The 13,248-nt window shown below is 67.3% G+C and carries 13 protein-coding genes; 8 read left to right on the forward strand and 5 right to left on the reverse strand.

The genetic code is table 11. From position 1 onward, the window contains the following. The first annotated feature begins 18 nt into the window (after positions 1 to 18). Entirely contained in the window at positions 19 to 603 is a 585-nt protein-coding gene (locus LQ772_RS07860) for a glycine zipper 2TM domain-containing protein (RefSeq protein WP_231325534.1), read from the forward strand. A gap of 78 nt (positions 604 to 681) precedes the next feature. Beyond that, on the forward strand, positions 682 to 1,167 hold the full coding sequence (locus tag LQ772_RS07865) for an outer membrane lipoprotein (RefSeq protein ID WP_231325536.1): 486 nt from the start codon (positions 682 to 684) through the stop codon (positions 1,165 to 1,167). A 68-nt stretch (positions 1,168 to 1,235) separates the two neighbouring features. Here LQ772_RS07865 and LQ772_RS07870 read toward each other — a convergent pair whose 3' ends face one another. The 4 genes from LQ772_RS07870 to LQ772_RS07885 form a co-directional block, all read right to left on the reverse strand. Continuing rightward, positions 1,236 to 1,670, reverse strand: coding sequence for a cell wall hydrolase (locus tag LQ772_RS07870; RefSeq protein ID WP_231325538.1), 435 nt, complete (start codon positions 1,668 to 1,670; stop codon positions 1,236 to 1,238). 628 nt (positions 1,671 to 2,298) lie between these two features. Continuing rightward, entirely contained in the window at positions 2,299 to 3,033 is a 735-nt protein-coding gene (locus LQ772_RS07875; RefSeq protein WP_231325539.1) for a 2OG-Fe(II) oxygenase, read from the reverse strand. A gap of 4 nt (positions 3,034 to 3,037) precedes the next feature. Then, entirely contained in the window at positions 3,038 to 3,964 is a 927-nt protein-coding gene (locus LQ772_RS07880; RefSeq protein WP_231325541.1) for a formate/nitrite transporter family protein, read from the reverse strand. A gap of 59 nt (positions 3,965 to 4,023) precedes the next feature. Further along, positions 4,024 to 4,725 (reverse strand): pirin family protein, encoded by a 702-nt coding sequence (locus LQ772_RS07885; protein ID WP_231325543.1) that lies wholly within the window; start codon positions 4,723 to 4,725, stop codon positions 4,024 to 4,026. 167 nt (positions 4,726 to 4,892) lie between these two features. On the opposite strand from LQ772_RS07885, the gene LQ772_RS07890 reads away from it, so the two are divergent. From LQ772_RS07890 to lysS, 6 genes are all read left to right on the forward strand, one after another. Continuing rightward, positions 4,893 to 5,537, forward strand: coding sequence for a cupredoxin domain-containing protein (locus tag LQ772_RS07890; protein ID WP_231325545.1), 645 nt, complete (start codon positions 4,893 to 4,895; stop codon positions 5,535 to 5,537). Positions 5,538 to 5,541: 4 nt separating this feature from the next. Continuing rightward, positions 5,542 to 7,875 (forward strand): putative bifunctional diguanylate cyclase/phosphodiesterase, encoded by a 2,334-nt coding sequence (locus LQ772_RS07895; RefSeq protein WP_231325546.1) that lies wholly within the window; start codon positions 5,542 to 5,544, stop codon positions 7,873 to 7,875. Beyond that, entirely contained in the window at positions 7,872 to 9,107 is a 1,236-nt protein-coding gene (locus LQ772_RS07900; RefSeq protein WP_231325548.1) for an OprO/OprP family phosphate-selective porin, read from the forward strand. The genes LQ772_RS07895 and LQ772_RS07900 overlap by 4 nt, the downstream gene beginning before the upstream one ends. Positions 9,108 to 9,225: 118 nt before the next feature. Beyond that, a protein-coding gene (gene prfB / locus LQ772_RS07905; protein WP_231325550.1) for a peptide chain release factor 2 occupies positions 9,226 to 10,351 on the forward strand; the annotation gives its coding sequence in 2 pieces (ribosomal slippage) (positions 9,226 to 9,300 and positions 9,302 to 10,351; 1,125 coding nt in all). Positions 10,352 to 10,375: 24 nt separating this feature from the next. Next, positions 10,376 to 10,720 (forward strand): hypothetical protein, encoded by a 345-nt coding sequence (locus LQ772_RS07910; RefSeq protein ID WP_231325552.1) that lies wholly within the window; start codon positions 10,376 to 10,378, stop codon positions 10,718 to 10,720. An 89-nt stretch (positions 10,721 to 10,809) separates the two neighbouring features. Beyond that, a complete protein-coding gene (gene lysS, locus LQ772_RS07915) occupies positions 10,810 to 12,321 on the forward strand; it encodes a lysine--tRNA ligase (RefSeq protein ID WP_231325554.1) in 1,512 nt (503 codons plus the stop codon). A gap of 125 nt (positions 12,322 to 12,446) precedes the next feature. Here lysS and LQ772_RS07920 read toward each other — a convergent pair whose 3' ends face one another. Then, the gene (locus LQ772_RS07920) at positions 12,447 to 13,085 is read right to left on the reverse strand and encodes a YidC/Oxa1 family membrane protein insertase (RefSeq protein ID WP_231325555.1); all 639 of its coding nucleotides are present in this window, start codon (positions 13,083 to 13,085) and stop codon (positions 12,447 to 12,449) included. Between the last annotated feature and the right edge of the window lie 163 nt (positions 13,086 to 13,248).

Consider the following 13,248-nt stretch of genomic DNA (forward strand, 5'->3'; position numbering starts at 1 on the left):
ACGAAGGAGATGCAAGTCATGAACAGGTTGATGGTCAATGCGCTTCAGGTGGGAATCGCGGCATCGCTCGCGATGGGCATTTCGGCTTGCAACCGCGACGCCAGTGCCGATGCCGGCCTGGCCAACGCCCAGTCCAGCGCCACGGCCGCGGACAACGGCGTCAAGTACGCGCGCGTGGTGAGCGTGGACCCGGTGCGCAAGACGGTGAACAATCCCCACCAGGTTTGTCACGACGAAGCGGTCACGCACAGCGAACCGCCCAAGGACCAGCATCAGATCGCCGGCACGGCAATCGGTGCGGTCGCCGGTGGCCTGCTCGGCCACCAGGTCGGCGGCGGCAAGGGCAAGACCCTTGCAACGGTGGCTGGCGCGGTCGCGGGTGGCTATGCAGGCAAGAAGATCCAGGAGAAGCGCCAGCAGCCGACCGTCACCACGACGACCGAGCGCAAGTGCGAGACGGTCAACGACAGCAGCACCAAGGTGGTCGGTTACAACGTGCGCTACGAGTACAACGGCGTCACCCGCACGGTGCGGATGGACCACGACCCGGGCGATCGCGTCCAGGTGCAGGAAGGCGTCGTTGCCGTTTCGGACGCGCATTGATGGTCTGACGTTCCCTACGCGGTCCATGGACGGACCGTTCGCGATCATCGACTCAACCCCACATCGAGGAGTCGCGCCATGACGTTCAACCGATCCCGCAATCTCGCTCTCGCCACCGCTCTGGCGGGTAGCCTCGCCCTCGGTGGCTGCGCCACCGGGCCAGGCAACAATGGCGGTTACAACAACGGTGGCTACCAGAGTTCCGGCTACGGCAGCACGCGCTGCCAGAGCTGCGGAGTGGTGCAGGATATCCAGCAGGTCTACGTGGAGGATGGCGGCCATGGCACCCTGGGCGCGGTCATCGGCGCGGTGGCCGGCGGCGTGCTGGGCAACCAGGTGGGCAAGGGCAACGGCCGCAAGGCCGCCACTGTTGCCGGTGCAGTGGCCGGCGGCGTGGTAGGCAACCAGGTCGGCAAGCGCAGTGGTAACGGCGAGGTTCCGGCTTGGCGGGTCACGGTGCGCCTGGATAACGGGCAGTACGCCACGGTGACACAGAAGGAAGATCCTGGCCTTCGCGTGGGCGACTACGCACAGGTTCGGGGTGACCACGTTTACGCCATGTAGCCTGCGGACGTATAAGCGTCCAAAAAGAAAGGCCCTCTCGCGAGGGCCTTTTTGCTGCCGGAAACCTTTCAGTTGACCGCGTAGAAGCGGTGCTCGCCGATCGTGGTGCTGGTGTGGTTGAGCGACCAGGCCGGCGCGATAGCCACAGTGGCGAAGTGATCCGCATGTGGTACGAGCAGCTGGCGCTGGGCCAGCGGCAGGGCCCAGTTGTCCATCGAATAGCCGGCAACCTTCCAGGCCTTGGTGAAGGCTTTGAAGTTCGTGATGTCGTAGGAGCCGGGCGTGGCGGTGATGGCGAACTGGTGGGGCGCGGCTACCACCTTGCAGACGGTGTCGCCCCAGCGGCCGCGTTCGCGGCGGCGCAGAGCGACTTCCGCGACAGCGAGCTGACCGATGGTCGACTCGCTGCGTGCCTCCAGATACACGGTCGTCGCCAGGCAAGCCTGGTCGGCGATCGGCTGGGGCAGTACGGACGTCAGCCACAACAGCATGGAAAGTTTCATTGTCTGCCTCCAGCGTGCTGTACGCGCGGGATGAAACTTCCATCTCGAGCGCCGTTGCGGTGGACGGGCGGGCAGGCCGTTACCACCTGGATTGATCGCCGCGACCGAAACAGGAGTCGCGACGCTTTGCCACGGGAGTGTGGCGTTGGAGCCGGCTGGTCCGGAGCCGGCGTGATCGTTTGCGCGCGCACTGTCAATCGCGACCGTCTGCGGTCTGCGCGATTGCGGCTGCTGCTTGGATTGTTTCCGCCTACAGCGGTGGTTCCATCCGGCAATCTTTCTGCCGGGTCGCGCCGATCCGGACCCCTCCGGTTCGTCGCGTGCAGATGCCCGTGAGCGATGGGCATCATTCTTGATTCGGCGGGAGCGTAGTGGCGGTGATGCCTGCTGGCAAGTGCCGGATCGGAGCAATTTAAAGTTGGCTCACGTTCATCCAGTAAGCATCGCGAGCGGGTGAAGAACGAAAATCATTGTGAGGGTGCATCGCGTGAACGAGGTGTGCATTGCGTTGCACCCGATCGATGCATTGATGCGGATTGGTCGAAGCTATCGCTCATGCATGGAAGTTCACGGCGTAACTCGGAAGGCGGACGCGACACCGCGGACTTGCCGGTTGCGCGAGTGCACGCTACTCGGCTGCATCATGAAAGATGACGCCGAGCGTGTGGCGCGCACCGCCGCGCAGTTTGCTCACGCCGTGCCGCAGGTTCACCCGATATGAGCCGCGGGCGCCCTGCATGGGACGATGGTGGACCGCGAATATCACGGCATCGCCCTGTGCGAGCGGTACCACTTCGGCACGCGACTGCATGCGCGGGCGCTGCTCGGTCAGTACGAACTCGCCTCCGCTGAAATCGATGCCGGGCGCAGACAGGAGCACGGCGACCTGCAGCGGGAAGACGTGTTCGCCATACAGGTCCTGGTGCAGGCAGTTGTAGTCGCCTGACCGGTAGCGCAGCAGCAACGGCGTGGGCCGCACCTGACCGGCCGCGTGGCAGCGCGCCAGATAGTCGGCATGAGCCGGCGGATAGCGCACATCAATCCCCATCGCTTCGTTCCACCGGTTGGCCAGCGGCACCAGCCGGGGATAGATGCCCATGCGCAGCGCCTCGACCTGCGCGGGCAGGGGATAGGCAAAGTACTGGTATTCGCCCTGGCCGAAGCCGTGCCGCGCCATCACGACCCGGCTGCGGAAGTGTTCGCGATGGCAATAAAGCTCAGTCAGTTCGCGGCAGATTTGCGGTGCCAGCAGGCCAGGCAACTCGGCGTGGCCATGCGCGTCGAGCGCGGCGTGGACGGCCGGCCAGTCGATGGCGTGAAACGTGTCGGCGTGAGGGTCGTTGGCGGGCAGGTCGTCGGTCATGCCCTCAGGATTGCCCGTTGCGTGTTCCGGCGCCCTCCGCATCTTGCGCTTCCTCCTCGGCCTCGTCGCCGCGCACCTGGGCGTGGCTGATGAGCGCGAAGATGCAGCTTCCGCCGACGATGTTGCCGGCCAGCGTCGGCAGCGCGAACTGCGTGACGAACTCCTCGATGGACAGTCCACCGGTGAACACCAGGTAGAACGTCTCCACCGATCCCACGATGATGTGAGTGAAGCCGCCCAGCGCGATCAGGTAGGTGGTGAGCACGATCACGGTGATCTTCGCATGCTCCGCCGCCGGCAACAGCCATACCATCGTGGCGATCAGCCAGCCGGCAACGATGCCCTTGGTGAACATCTGCCATGGCGTGTTGCCCATGACCTCGGCACCGATGCCCGACAGGGCCGTCCGGGTACCCTCGTCGAACAACTGCATGTGCACGATGCCGTAAGCGAACAGCGCGGTGCCGATCAGGTTGCCCGCGAACACCACCGACCACAGCCGCAGCAGCGACCCGAGCTTGCGCAGGTTCGGATGCGTCATCAGCGGCAGTACCGCGGTCATCGTGTTCTCGGTGAACAATTGCTGCCGCGCCAGGATCACCACCAGGAAGCCGAACGGGTAACCCAGGCTCTCGACGAGAAAGGCGCCCGGCACACCTTCCAGGTGCCGGTGCAACAGGCCGCGGGCCAGCATCGAGAAGCCCATCGACAGCCCGGCCGCAAGCGCGGAGAGGCTCAGGGCGAGGAGGCCCCGGCTGAGTTCCTCCTCGCCTTCCAGGCGGATCGTTTCGTGCAGCACGGCCACGCGTGGAGGGCGTTTCTGCTCGACTTCGCCCCTCTCTTCGCGCGAGAGCGAGAAACCGTCGCGGGCGTCGACTTCGTTCGGATCTTCCGCGGCGCTGGCGCGCTGGCGTCCGGTTGGTTGGGGCATGCAGTGGTCCTCCGACGGCCACGGCACGCTACGACGGCTTCCGTATGCGAAGCGTCGCTTCAGGCGGGCACGTCGACCAGCACCAGTTCGGCATCCTCGAGTGCGGTCACGCGCAACGACGGTTCGCTTTTGATCGCTGCGCCGTCCCGCGCATCGAGCCGCACGCCGTTGACCTCCACGGCACCCTTCGCCGGCACCAGATAGGCATGCCGGCTGCCGCCCAGCGGATAGTCCGCTTGTTCGCCCGCGCGGAGCGTCGCGCCGAGCACGCGGGCCTGCGCACGCAGCGGCAGCGCGTCGGCGTCCCCGGGGAAGCCGCTGGCCAGCGCCACGAAGCGGCCGGCCCGCTCCCCGGTGGGGAAGGGCCGCGCGCCCCATGCCGGCGCGCCGCCCGGTCGGTCGGGGATGATCCAGATCTGGAAAATGCGGGTGGTTTCGGCCTCCAGGTTGTACTCGGCATGCGTGATGCCGGTGCCCGCGCTCATCACCTGCACGTCGCCGGCAACGGTGCGGCCCTCGTTGCCGAGGTTGTCGCGATGGCTGATCGCACCCTCGCGCACGTAGGTGATGATTTCCATGTCCGCGTGCGGGTGCGGCGGAAAGCCGCTGCGCGGGGCGATGGTGTCGTCGTTCCACACACGCAGCGCGCCCCAGCCCATGCGGGCGGGATCGTGGTAGCCGGCGAAGGAAAAGTGGTGCTTGGCGTCGAGCCAGCCATGGTTGGCGCCACCCAAGGTGTCAAAAGCCCTGCGTTCGATCATGTCGACCTCCTGCCGCGCGTGATGCCGGCCAGGCATGCAAGGTAAGGGTGCGCTTCCGGCTGCCAAATGGGCGTGGATTGAACGGATCGTTCGCGGACCGACACCCATTGACCGGGGCGCGGATGCATGGGTTAGGCTAGCGCCGGGGACATCCAGGAGTGCGCGTCATGCGCGGGCGACTTTTGTTGGCTTGGCTGCTGGCCGGCTGCGCGGGTACGTCGTGGGCCGGCCAACTGGTGGTGCGGGTCAGCGATAGTGGCGGACATGCCGTGGGCGACGCGGTGGTAACCGTGACCCCGGCCAACCCTTCGACCGAACCGCCGCCCTCGCCGGTCACCCGCTACGTCGACCAGCGGGACGAGACCTTCATTCCTTACGTGCAGGTGGTCCACCCCGGCGACCGCGTGGTGTTCCGCAACAGCGACGGCACCCGCCACCACGTCTATTCCTTTTCCGAAGCCAAGGCGTTCGAGTTCCTGCTGCGTCCGGGCGAGAGTTCGCCGCCGGTGACGCTGGACCAGCCCGGCCTGGTCGCGGTCGGCTGCAACATCCACGACCACATGATCGCCTACCTGCTGATTACCTCCGGACAGGCCAAGGTGACGCCCTCGCAGGGCCAGGCAGTGTTCGAACAACTGCCGCCGGGGAGTTACACCGTGACGGTATGGCACCCGCAGCTGCGGCCAGGCCAGATGCAGCCGAGCGAAATGACCGTGGTAGGCGAGGGGACGGAGGCGCAGCACGCCGACTTCACCCTCTCGCTTATTCCCGACCCGCGCGGGTTCACCGATCGCGAGCACCTGGACTACTGACCCCATGCGCGCCGTCGTCGGCTTCCGCCTCCGCTTGGCACTGTTCTTCGTCGCCACCCTGGTGACCGTGCAGCTGCTGACGGCCGCGCTGGTCTACGGCGTGACCCGGCGTGCGATGGTCAGCGAGGGCGAACGCCAGCTCGCGGTCAACGCGCAGGCTTTCGTGGCGCAGATGGACGATCTTTCCGCACGCGTGGCCGGCAACGTCGAAGTGATGACGCTGGACTACGCCTTGCGCTCGGCGATCGCCGAACGTGACCACGGCACGGTGTTTTCCGTGCTGCGCAACCACGGCCGCCGGGTAGGCGCCTCGCGCATGCAACTGGTCGGCCTGGACGGGGTGGTCGAGGTGGATACGGCCGACGCGCATGCGAACGGCAAGCGCTTCGCCTTTCCTGATCTTGTCGAGCATGCCTTCGACCGGCGCGTCGCGGCCGTGGTGGCGCTGCAGTCCAAGGCGTACTGGGTGGTGGTGGTGCCCATCTACGCGCCCCAGCCGGTCGGGCTGGTGGTGGTTTACGTACCGCTGGACGACGCGCTGCTGGCGCACCTGCGTGAACTGTCCGCGCTGCCTGGCGATATCGAGCTCGCGGTGCGGCCGGACACTTCGGGCTGGATCGCTGCCGCGCAGGGGCTCAGGCATACCGGACTGGTCGCCAGCCTGGCCGGCCAGGATCTGCCGACGAGCCCGGCGGTGCGCCGCATCCAGGGACACGAATACCTCGTGTTGGCGCAGCCGCTGAGCCAGGCGCGCAGCAGCGCCCCGGTGGTGGCGGTGCTCGGTTACTCGTTGGGCGACGCCTTGCGGCCATTCCGCGCAGTGGTGATCGCCTGGGGCTTCCTGCTTGGCCTGGGACTGGTGGTCGGCCTGATCGGCGCGTGGCTGACCGCGCGCAGCGTGTCGCGCCCGGTGGAATCCCTCGCCGGCGCGGCGCGGCGCATCGAGGCGGGCGACTACCGTGCGCTGCCCAGCCTCGGCCGTCGCGACGAACTGGGCGAACTCGCCGCGGCCTTCGGCACCATGGCCGAAGCGGTCCGCCAGCGCGAGGAGCGCATCCGCCAGCAGGCATTGCACGACCAGGTCACCGACCTGCCCAACCGCGTGGCCGCCGAGGCCGCGATCGATCGTGCGCGGGACGCCGGCACGACCCACGGCGCGCTGCTGATGGTCGGTCTCACGCGTGTGCCCGACATCATCAAGACCATGGGCCATGGCCTTTACGACCGCCTGATGCGCGAAGTCGGCATACGCCTGGGGCGCGTGGCCGCCAGGGCCTACCTGGCGCGCGCCACCGATACCCAGTTCGTCGCCTGGCTGCCTGACGCGGACCGCACCGAGGCGGTCGCCGCGGCGCTGCGCATCCTCGATGCGTTGAACGCCTCCTACGTCGAGGCGGACGTGAGCGTCGACACCCTGCCGGCGATCGGCATCGCCATGTACCCGGAGGACGGAGCGCTGGCGTCGGTGCTGCTGCGCCACGGCGAAGTGGCCCAGTTCGCGGCCACCGGCTCGACCCGTCCGCTGGCCTTCTACGACGCGGCAACCGACCCCCATCGCACCGAACGGTTGTCGCTGATGGGCGAGCTGCGCGAGGCGCTCGATCACGATCACCTGCTGCTGCACTACCAGCCCAAGCTCGCGCTGGACACGCGTCGCGTGGACGGCGTCGAGGCGTTGGTGCGCTGGCACCATCCGCGCCGCGGGATCGTGCCGCCGCAGGACTTCATCGGCATGGCCGAAGACACGGGCAACATCCAGCGGCTGACCCGCTGGGCGCTGGCCTCCGGCATTGCCCAGGCGAGCCGCTGGCACGCGCGCGGGCTCGACCTGAATGTGGCGGTGAATCTCTCGGCACGCGACCTGGGGGAACCGGAACTGCCGCTGCGCATCGGGCGTTTGCTCTCCATCCACGGACTTCCGCCCGGCAAGCTGACTGTCGAGATCACCGAGCGCGCCGTGATCGGCGAGCCGGAAACGGCGATCCGCGTGCTGCGGGGGTTGGCCGACCTCGGTGTCGGCATCGCGGTGGACGATTTCGGCGTAGGCCAGTCCGCCTTCGCCTATCTGCGCCACTTGCCGGTGAGCGAGCTGAAGATCGACCAGACCTTCGTCCGTCATCTGGCTCGCGACGCCAGCGACCAGACCATCGTGCGCTCGATCGTCGAACTCGGGCATCGCCTCGGCTTCCAGGTCACCGCCGAGGGAGTGGAAGACGAGGGGGCGCTGGAACAACTCGCGGCGATCGGCTGCGACCATGCGCAGGGCTTCTTCATCGCGCGCCCGCTGCCGGCGACGGAACTGGCGGGCTTCGCCTTTGAGCGGGCCGGGGTGGCATGAGTCTCGGCCGCGGCCTTCGCCGGCTTGCCCTGGCCTGCCTGGCTGCGCTGCCGCTGGCGGGCTACGCGCAAGATTTCAGCCTGCACGGCTACGTCGATGGCCGCCTGGTGGCCGCGCCATCCGAGCGCAGCTGGGTCGAGGGCGGGCTCGGCAAGACGCGTTACGGCGGCGGTGGCGTCGAGGCACGCTTCGGCGGCGCCGCGCTGGCCGGCACCGCGCAACTCACGCCCTCGCTGCTCGCCTTCGCCGGCCTACAACTGCAGGATGGCGACCGCGCCGGCATCGACATGCTGGAGGCCTACCTGCGTTGGCGACCCGTATCGACCACGCGCTGGCGCGGGTCGGTGCAGGCTGGCGCGTTCTTTCCGCCGGTCTCGCTGGAGAACGACGCGATCGGCTGGACCAGTCCGTGGACGCTCACGCCTTCGGCGATCAACAGCTGGGTCGGCGAGGAGCTGCGCGCGGTCGGTGCCGAGGGCCGCATCGAGCGGCGCGGCGAGATCGCCAGCTGGGAACTGCGCGGCGCGCTGTTCCAGCGCAACGACCCGGCCGGCAACCTGCTGGCGGTCCGCGGCTGGTCGCTCAGCGACCTGACCTATGGCATCGGCAGCCGTCTGCGCGAACCCGATGCCTACGTGCGCGACGACGGCGAGGAGCCGCCAATGCGCTACGACCCGTTCCGCCGCATCGGCCACCAATGGGGCAACTACGCCCAGTTGACGTGGCGCGCGCGCGGCTGGGGCCGCCTCAGCCTGATGCACTACGACAACCACGCCGACCCCCAAGCCTGGCAACCCTACGAAGGCGGCGAGCGCCTGTACGCCTGGCGCACCCGCTTCTGGAGCCTGGGCGCCACCGCCGACACCGGGCCGATCACCTGGCTGGCCCAGGCGATGGACGGCGATACCGTGATCGAGCCGGTGCCGAACCTGGTGTTCACTACCCGCTATCGGGCCGCGTACCTGCTGGCCGGCTGGAATCGCGGTGCGTGGCGACCCGCACTACGGCTGGACCACTTCAGTACGCGCGAACTGCCCGAAACCCCGGGGCTGCACGAAGGGGAGCACGGCAATGCGGTCACTGCCGCCCTCAACTGGCGTCCCCACGACTGGCTGCGCCTGACGTTCGAGGTGCTGCACATCGACAGCACGCGCACCGCCCGTGCCGATTACGGGTTGCAGCCCCGCATCCGCGGCACCCAGACGCAGCTGAGCGCACGCCTGTTCTACTGAAGGGTGGATTCGCAAGAATCACGCAGCCGCCGCGTATCCGACCGCCGCGGCGCTTTGCTATCCTTCGCCGTTCTCGCCAGCGCCCGTCCGGGCGCCACAACCACGGCCATACGTTTTCATGATCGAGACCAATCCGATCCATGCGCAGATCGCGGACCTCACCGGCCGCGTCGAGTCGCTTAGGGGGTATCTTTGACTACGCCACCAAGCGCGAGCGCCTCGAAGAAGTAAGCCGCGAGCTGGAAAGTCCCACCGTCTGGGACGATCCGCCACGCGCGCAGGAGCTTGGCCGCGAACGCGCCCGCCTGGATACCGTCGTCACCGGCATCGACGAGCTCACCGCCGGCCTGTCCGACGCGAAGGAACTGCTCGACATGGCTGCCTCCGACGGCGACGAGGACACTGTCCAGTCCGTCGCTGACGACGTGCAGAAACTCGAGGCCCGGGTGGGCAAGCTCGAGTTCCAGCGCATGTTCTCCGGCAAGATGGATTCGAACAACGCCTTCGTCGACATCCAGGCCGGCGCCGGCGGCACCGAGGCGCAGGACTGGGCCGAGATGCTGCTGCGCATGTACCTGCGCTGGGCCGAATCGCGCGGGTGGAAGGTCGAGCTGATGGAAGTGTCCGGCGGCGAAGTGGCGGGCATCAAATCCGCGACTTTCCGCGTCGAGGGCGACTACGCCTATGGCTGGCTCAAGACCGAAATCGGCGTGCACCGCCTCGTGCGCAAAAGCCCGTTCGACTCGGACAACCGCCGCCATACCAGCTTCACCTCCGTGTTCGTCTCACCCGAAGTCGACGACGACATCGACATCGAGATCAATCCGGCGGACCTGAAGACCGACGTCTACCGCTCTTCCGGCGCTGGCGGCCAGCACGTCAACAAGACCGAGTCGGCCGTGCGCATTACCCACGTGCCCTCAGGCGTGGTGGTGGCCTGCCAGACCGAGCGCAGCCAGCACGCCAACCGCGACCGCGCCATGAAGATGCTGGCGGCCAAGCTGTACGAACTGGAAGTACAGAAGCGCAACGCCGAGAAGGACGCGCTGGAAGCGAGCAAGTCCGACATCGGCTGGGGCAGCCAGATCCGCAACTACGTGCTCGACCAGAGCCGCATCAAGGACCTGCGCACCGGCGTGGAACGCTCCGACACGCAAAAGGTCCTCGACGGCGACCTGGACGAGTTCATCGAGGCGAGCCTCAAGTCCGGCCTGGATGCGGGCGCCAAGCGCATCGACGCCTGATCCGGACCCCGAGGAGGTGACCGAATGAACGGCAAGACCATCGGCGTGTTCCTGTTTGCCTGCGCCGCGCTGGCCACGTTTGGCGCGGCCGCGCAGGACAGCGGCGCCGGCCAGTCGATCAAGCAGGATGCCAAGGCCGTCGGCCATGGCGTGGCTGATGGCGCACGCGACGTCGGCCATGCCACGCGCGACGTCGCCAGGAAGGTGGGCCACGGCGCGAAAGAGGCGGGCCTGGGCATCGGCCATGGCGCGAAGAAGGCCGGCATCGCCGTCGGCCATGGCGCGAAGAAGGCCGGCATCGCCGTCGGCCATGGCGCGCGTGATGGCTGGAACGCCACCAAACATGCGGTCAAGCAGGTGTTCGACTAGCAGAACCGACGCCCGCGACACGTTTCATCGAACCTCACCCATCACGAGACACCCGCTGCCGGCACCGGCCCGCGGCCACGGAACCATCCATGAGCGAAGCCACCGAAAACCTGCCCGTCGACGAGAACAAGCTGATCGCCGAGCGCCGCGAGAAACTCAAGGCGCTGCGCGGGCAGGGCGTGGCCTTTCCGAACGACTTCAAGGTGGACGCCTTCGCCGGCGACCTGCGCAACGAATTCGTCGACCACGACGCCGAGGCTGTCGAAGCGGCCGCACGTCGCGTGAAGATGGCCGGTCGCATCGTGCTAAAGCGCGTGCAGGGCAAGGTCAGCTTCGTGCAGATGCAGGACTTCACCGGCCGCATCCAGCTGTTCATCCACCAGGGCACGGTGGGCGAGGAAACCTACGAGGCGTTCAAGGGCTGGGACGTCGGCGACATCGTCGGCGCCGAAGGGCAAGTAATGCGCACCAAGACCGGCGAGTTGTCGGTCAAGGTGGAAAGCCTGCGCCTGCTGACCAAGAGCCTGCGCCCGCTGCCGGACAAATTCCACGGCCTGGCCGACGTCGAGCAGCGCTACCGCCAACGCTATGTCGACCTGATCGTGACCGAGGAGGCGCGCCGCACTTTCGCGCTGCGCTCGAGGATCATCGGCTTCATGCGCAAGTGGCTGGAAGCCGAACCGCGCCGCTTCATGGAAGTGGAAACGCCGATGATGCACGTCATCCCCGGCGGCGCCACGGCGCGCCCCTTCGTCACCCACCACAACGCGCTCGACATGAGCCTGTACCTGCGCGTGGCGCCGGAGCTGTACCTCAAGCGCCTGGTCGTAGGCGGGTTCGACCGCGTCTACGAGATCAACCGGAATTTCCGCAACGAGGGCGTGTCGACGCGGCACAACCCCGAGTTCACCATGCTTGAGCTCTACCAGGCCTACGCCACCTACCACGAGATCATGGACCTCACCGAGGCGGTGATCCGCGAGACGGCGCAGAACGTGCTCGGTTCCACCGAGGTGACCTGGGAAGGCGCGCAGATCGACGTCGGTCCGGCGTTCCGCCGCTGGCGCATGGAAGACGCCGTGCTGGAGCACAACCCCGGGATCAAACGCGAGGAACTGCGCGATCGCGAGGCCATGGTGGCGCATGCGAAGCGCCTGGGCGTCCACGTCAAGCCGGGCTACGGCTGGGGCAAGCTGCTGCTGGAAATCTTCGAGAAAACCGTCGAGCACACGCTGATCCAGCCGACCTTCATCACCGACCATCCGGTGGAGGTTTCCCCGCTGGCGCGCGAGAGCGATACGGACCCGGGCATCACCGACCGTTTCGAGCTCTTCATCAACGGCAAGGAGATCGCCAACGGGTTCTCCGAGCTCAACGACCCCGAGGACCAGGCCGCGCGCTTCAAGGCGCAGGTCGAGGCCAAGGAATCGGGCGACGACGAGGCCATGCACTTCGACGCCGACTACATCCGCGCGCTGGAAGTCGGCCTGCCGCCGACCGGTGGCCTGGGGATCGGCATCGATCGCCTGGTGATGCTGCTGACCGGCTCGGCCTCGATCCGCGACGTGCTGCTGTTTCCATACATGCGTCCGGAAGCCTGACCGCCGATCCTTCGCCGTCACGCGGGTAAAGTGTCCGACGGATGGTGCAACGCTACGCAAAGTAGGGCGGCTTCAACCCACAGTTCCCTCGATGATCGGGCATGGTGGGCTGAAGCCCACCTCGGTTATCGCCGCGCACGGTGGCGTACGCGCCGCCGCAGCAGCGCCACCTGCAGCAGGTTCACGCCGCTCGATCCAGCCCAGTACAGTCCCAGTCCCGCGGCCAGGTGCCAGACCACGAGGAACGACACCACCACCGGCAACCAGTGCAGCAGCGTGCGCGCCTGCTCGGACATCGCCGGATTGAGCAACAGCGCCGCGAAACTCAACAGGCCCACCACCAGCGCCAGCATCACATCCGGCCGCGCCAGCTTCGGTATCCACAGGAACGATCCGGCCCCCGCGACACCCTGGCGGATCGCCGCATAGATGCCAGCGCCAAGCGGCGCCTGCACCAGCGCAACCAGCAGGCTGCTGCCCAATCCGCCACTGACGCCATACTCGCGATATAGCGCCTGCATGGCCTTTGCCTTTGCCGCCGGATCGCCGGCGTGGCGCTCATTGAGCCGCGCCAGCTTCGGCTTGAGCGCAAGCAACTGCTGCTGCCGCCACCAGCCCTGCTCGGCGGTCTTCAGCGTCATTGGCAACAGGGCCAGACGCACCAGCAGCGCCAGCACGATCACCGCCAGGCCATAGCTCCCGTCAAGCCACGTGGCCAGCTGCGCCAGCAGTGATGAAAGTCCGTCCACGAACATCGACCACATACCCCTTGCTCCTTGCTTCATGGCGAACCAGCAAGTGGGCGCAGCGTGCCCGGTTTTCAAGCACCCGCGTGCAAGGCAGCGCGCCAGGGGACCGCCAGCCCCGCGACGATCCCGGTGGCAGTCACGCCAACGGACAACGGTGCGGGTCGGCTAAACTTGGCGG

The sequence above is a fragment of the Frateuria edaphi genome, assembly GCF_021117405.1.
Taxonomy (GTDB): domain Bacteria; phylum Pseudomonadota; class Gammaproteobacteria; order Xanthomonadales; family Rhodanobacteraceae; genus Frateuria_A; species Frateuria_A edaphi.

Bases quoted from the DNA above. Each gene is read 5' to 3' on its own strand.
- LQ772_RS07895 (WP_231325546.1), top strand. From the start codon at position 5,542: ATGCGCGCCGTCGTCGGCTTCCGCCTCCGCTTGGCACTGTTCTTCGTC.
- LQ772_RS07880 (WP_231325541.1), bottom strand. From the start codon at position 3,964: ATGCCCCAACCAACCGGACGCCAGCGCGCCAGCGCCGCGGAAGATCCG.
- LQ772_RS07865 (WP_231325536.1), top strand. From the start codon at position 682: ATGACGTTCAACCGATCCCGCAATCTCGCTCTCGCCACCGCTCTGGCG.
- LQ772_RS07885 (WP_231325543.1), bottom strand. From the start codon at position 4,725: ATGATCGAACGCAGGGCTTTTGACACCTTGGGTGGCGCCAACCATGGC.
- LQ772_RS07875 (WP_231325539.1), bottom strand. From the start codon at position 3,033: ATGACCGACGACCTGCCCGCCAACGACCCTCACGCCGACACGTTTCAC.
- LQ772_RS07890 (WP_231325545.1), top strand. From the start codon at position 4,893: ATGCGCGGGCGACTTTTGTTGGCTTGGCTGCTGGCCGGCTGCGCGGGT.
- LQ772_RS07900 (WP_231325548.1), top strand. From the start codon at position 7,872: ATGAGTCTCGGCCGCGGCCTTCGCCGGCTTGCCCTGGCCTGCCTGGCT.
- LQ772_RS07870 (WP_231325538.1), bottom strand. From the start codon at position 1,670: ATGAAACTTTCCATGCTGTTGTGGCTGACGTCCGTACTGCCCCAGCCG.
- LQ772_RS07860 (WP_231325534.1), top strand. From the start codon at position 19: ATGAACAGGTTGATGGTCAATGCGCTTCAGGTGGGAATCGCGGCATCG.
- LQ772_RS07920 (WP_231325555.1), bottom strand. From the start codon at position 13,085: ATGTGGTCGATGTTCGTGGACGGACTTTCATCACTGCTGGCGCAGCTG.
- lysS (WP_231325554.1), top strand. From the start codon at position 10,810: ATGAGCGAAGCCACCGAAAACCTGCCCGTCGACGAGAACAAGCTGATC.
- LQ772_RS07910 (WP_231325552.1), top strand. From the start codon at position 10,376: ATGAACGGCAAGACCATCGGCGTGTTCCTGTTTGCCTGCGCCGCGCTG.